The organism is Saccharomonospora iraqiensis subsp. paurometabolica YIM 90007 (assembly GCF_000231035.2).
Lineage (GTDB): Bacteria > Actinomycetota > Actinomycetes > Mycobacteriales > Pseudonocardiaceae > Saccharomonospora > Saccharomonospora paurometabolica.
On sequence record NZ_KI912213.1, the window covers coordinates 86,119 to 90,448 of the forward strand.

At 71.3% G+C, this 4,330-nt stretch carries 5 protein-coding genes; all 5 read left to right on the forward strand.

Annotated elements, in window-relative coordinates:
• The coding region (locus tag SACPADRAFT_RS25680; RefSeq protein WP_007026679.1) for a DegV family protein at positions 1-458 on the forward strand (458 nt) is incomplete at its 5' end.
• A 313-nt stretch (positions 459-771) separates the two neighbouring features.
• Positions 772-1,068 carry a hypothetical protein gene (locus SACPADRAFT_RS31240; protein ID WP_157577072.1) on the forward strand — a complete coding sequence of 99 codons (297 nt, stop codon included), beginning with the start codon at positions 772-774 and terminating at the stop codon, positions 1,066-1,068.
• A gap of 5 nt (positions 1,069-1,073) precedes the next feature.
• Positions 1,074-1,856, forward strand: coding sequence for a DUF1828 domain-containing protein (locus SACPADRAFT_RS0205025; RefSeq protein ID WP_007026681.1), 783 nt, complete (start codon positions 1,074-1,076; stop codon positions 1,854-1,856).
• Positions 1,857-2,080: 224 nt separating this feature from the next.
• A complete protein-coding gene (locus SACPADRAFT_RS0205030) occupies positions 2,081-2,872 on the forward strand; it encodes a class I SAM-dependent methyltransferase (protein WP_028662225.1) in 792 nt (263 codons plus the stop codon).
• Positions 2,869-4,330, forward strand: a 1,462-nt coding sequence (locus SACPADRAFT_RS25685) for a 1,4-alpha-glucan branching protein domain-containing protein (RefSeq protein ID WP_007026683.1), incomplete at its 3' end; no start/stop codon positions are given. The genes SACPADRAFT_RS0205030 and SACPADRAFT_RS25685, both read left to right, overlap by 4 nt.

Here is a 4,330-nt window from a genome sequence, read left to right on the forward strand (position 1 = left end):
CCGCCCGTGCCGCCGCCGCGGGGGCCGCGCCCGAGCGGGTGGTCGAGGCCGCGGAACGGCGGGCCTCCTCGGCCGAGGAACTGATCTACGTCGACACCCTCGAGTACCTGCGCCGGGGTGGGCGCATCGGCGCGGCGTCGGCCCTGCTCGGCGGGGCACTGTCGATCAGACCGGTGCTCACCGTGCGGGAGGGAGAGGTGGCCCCGATGGCCCGTATCCCGGGCACGAAACGGGCGCTCAACCGGCTCGCCGACCTCGCCGCGGACCACGCGGGGGACCGGCCCGTGGACGTGGCCGTGGCATGCGTGACCCGGTCGGACCGCGAGATGACGCTGATCCGGCGGCTCCGCGAGCGCATCCCCCGGCTGAACGACATCATGCTGGTCGAGGCGAGCACGGTGATCATCGCGCACGTCGGTCCCGGTGCCCTCGGCGTCACGGTCGCCCCGACGTTGTAGACACGGGCGGACGGCGGGAGATCCGGGGTGCGCGACCCGCCCGCAGGCCCCGCGCGTGCCACGCAGTCACCCGGGACTTCCCCGGACCACTCGCACATGTAGAGTGCTATCTCAATGTCGGAAGCGACCCTGGGGGAGGGCACTTGACCAGGTACGTACCGAATGCGCTGACGACTCGGACCATGGAGACCCTGTTGTCCGACCTTGCACGCGCGACGGCCGTCGGAACGGTCTCGTGGTCGATCAAGAAACCGCGGACACGCGAGGGGGGGTCGAGGTCCGCACCGTTCTCGAAGAGTGCCCTGTAGGACGTTTGCTCATCTACTGGGTCGATCCACGACCCGACCGCATTCATGTCTCCTACGTGGTGGACAACGTGCCGGTACGGAGACTCGATGTCAACGACAGTCACAAGGACTGGATCGACGTGACGCACAAGCACAGATACCTGCCCAATGGGACGAGTGACGCCTACCTACCCGACGACATCCCCCGAGTACCGCTCGGCCCCACGGTTCCTCCGGGTACCTACCGGGCGGTCTTCGAAGCGTTCGCCGCCGAGTGCTGTGTCGCTCTTCCTGAGGGATACTGGACGGATCCGGGGAGGTGACCAGCGTGGACGAGAAGAAGATCGCTCCAGCGCTTCTGTCATACGTCAACGACGACATCGTGGTCACCCCTTACGGCCACGGCCACCTCGTGACAACACCGATGCGGTTCTACGACGGCGATCGGGTGACGTTGTTCGTCGAGTCCGACGAAGGCGGCATTCGCGTGACCGACCAGGGCACGACCGCGATGCGTCTGCACATGGCCGAGGTGAACATCGACAGCCCGAGCGTGTCAGAGGCATGGAGACACTCCGTGGCCGAATCGGGCGGCGACTCGCTCGCCGCAGAAGAGGGCGTCATCGGAGCACGGGGGAACGCTCAGCACCTCGGGAGACTTGTTTTCGCCGTTGCCGAGTCGGTGCTGAGGATCGATCAACTCCGGTGGCTGGCGTCGGCGAGCAAACCGGTTCCCTTCCGCGACCGCGTCATCGGTCGGCTCATCGATATCGCAGGTAGTCACGGGAAAGTGACCCGGCGTGCTTCGCTGCCACAGAAGTCGGGACGGACCCGCCAGGTCACCGCCGCGGTGGCCGAACCGGAAGCAAACCGGATCTACGTCCAGGCGGTGCCGCAAGGGGACAGCGGCCGAGCCGTCGAGCACTGCTTCTACGTCTTCAGCCACGCTGACGTCCCCCGGGAACGCACGCTGGCGGTCGCGTCAGGAAGCCGGGACCACTGGCCCGTGGACCTCGTGAACGAGCTCAACGACGTGACCGAAGTCGCCTTCTACGATGATCCCGATCAGCTCCGATCCATGCTCACCACCCGGCTCGCGGCAGCACGGTAGTTACCTCGGGCTCCCGGGCTCGACCAGGATGTCGGCGGGGACCGTGACGCCCGCCGGGGGCACGACCGGGTGGCCACCGCGCGGGAACCTCCCCCGGTTCGGGTCGAGTACGGTGCGCTGTGCAGGGTGTCACCGTCGCCGGGCCCCTCCGCCGGATTCGGTGGGCGTCGGGTTCCGCCGGAGCCACGCTGTACGGAACCGAGAAGCACCAGGAGACCCCGCACGTGTCACCCACAGCCGCAGACCGGGCCGCCACGCTGCACCTCACCGGGGAGCGCACGGTCCCGGACGTGCCCGAGGAGAACTACTGGTTCCGGCGGCACGAGGCCGCCTACGCGGCGCTGGTGCCGTACTGCCGGGACGCGGTCGTGCTGGAGACCGGGTGCGGCGAGGGCTACGGCGCCGCGCTGATCGCCGGACACGCACACCGGGTGCTCGCCCTCGACTACGACCGGGTCACCACGGAGCACGCCGCGCGCCGCTACCCCGACGTGGAGGTGGCCCTGGCCGACCTCTCCGCCCTGCCCGTGGCCACCGGGGCCGTCGACGTCGTCGCCAACCTCCAGGTCCTCGAACATCTGCGGGACCAGGAGGGGTTCCTGGCCGGGTGCCGCCGGGTGCTGCGCCCCGGTGGCAGGCTGCTGGTCACCACGCCGAACCGGCTGACCTTCACGCCCGACTCCCCCACCCCGCTGAACCCGTTCCACACCCGGGAGCTCTCACCCTCCGAACTGGACACTCTGCTGCACGACTCCGGCTTCGTGGTGGAGTCGCTGCGGGGCCTGTACCACGGTGCCGGAGCGGCCGAACTGGACCGGCGTTACGGTGGCTCGGTCATCGACGCCCAACTGGACGTCGTGCTGGGCTCGCTGCCGGGGCAGGCCGTGTGGCCGGAGCCGCTGCTGTCCGACGTCGCCGCGCTGACCGCCGCCGACTTCGACCTGCACGACGGCGACCCGCACGGGGGCGACCTGGACGCCTGCCTGGACCTCGTCGCCGTAGCGGCCGCGCCGTGACGCACGCGGGCGCGGGCAGCGGCGAGGAGGGCACGTTCTGTCTCGTGCTGCACAGCCACCTGCCGTGGCTCGCCCACCACGGCGCCTGGCCGGTGGGTGAGGAGTGGCTGTACCAGGCGTGGGCGCACTCCTACCTGCCGGTGGTGGACCTGCTGCGCCGGTTCGCCGGGGAGGGCAGGCGGGACGTGCTGACCCTCGGCGTGACACCGGTGCTCGCCGCGCAGCTGGACGACCCGTACAGCCTGCGCGCCTTCCACGAGTGGCTCGGGCACTGGCGGCTGCGCGCCGAGCACGCGGCCTCGCTGTGGCGGGGCCGGGAGCCGCTGGCCGACCTCGCCGCCGTCGAGCACCGCGCCGCGCTGGCGGCCACCGACGAGTTCGAGACCCGCTGGCGGCACGGGTTCTCCCCCGTTCTTCGGTCCCTTGTGGACGAGGAGGTGGTGGAACCGCTGGGTGGTCCCGCCGCGCACCCGTTCCAGCCCTTGCTCGACCCGCGCGTACGGGAGTTCGCCCTGCGCACCGGGCTGGAGGACACCGCGCTGCGGATCGGTGGGCGCCCCGGCGGGATCTGGGCCCCCGAGTGCGGATACGCCCCCGGCATGGAGGACGATTACGCCGCCGCGGGCGTGCGCCGGTTCCTCGTGGACGGTCCGGCGCTGCGCGGCGACACCTCGGCCGCACACCCCGTGGGTTCGTCCGACGTGGTCGCGTTCGGACGCGATCTGGAGGTCACCTACCGGGTGTGGTCACCGAAATCGGGGTATCCGGGCCACGCCCACTACCGCGACTTCCACACCTGGGACCACGACGTGGGGCTCAAACCGGCGCGGGTGACCGGGAAACACGTCGCGCCCGCGGACAAGGCCCCGTACGACCCCGCACTGGCCGGCGGAACGCTGCGCGGGCACGTGGACGACTTCGTCGACACGGTCGTGACCCGGCTGCGCGCGCTGCGCGCGCGGCACGGCAGGCGTTCACTGGTGGTCGCCGCGTACGACACCGAACTCTTCGGGCACTGGTGGCACGAGGGGCCCGCGTGGCTGGAGGCGGTGCTGCGCGCGCTGCCGGAGGCCGGGGTGCGGGTCACCACCCTGCGCGGCGCGGTGGAGGCGGGGCACCTGGCGGGTCCGGTGCGGCTGCCGGCCTCGTCCTGGGGCTCGGGCAAGGACTGGCGCGTCTGGGACGGCGAGCAGGTGGCCGACATGGTGCGGGACAACGCGGACCTGCAGCGCAGGCTGCTCGCGTTCGTCGACGGCACGACGGCCCCGCGCACGAGCCGGGATCCGGTGGCCGACCAGGCCGTCACGGAGGCGATGCTGGCACTGTCCAGCGACTGGGCCTTCATGGTGACCAAGGACTCGGCCGCCGACTACGCACGGGCCCGCGCCGAACGGCACACCGCGGCATTCCACCGGCTGGCGGCCCCGTCCCGCCACGACGCGGGAGCCGCCCGCGCCG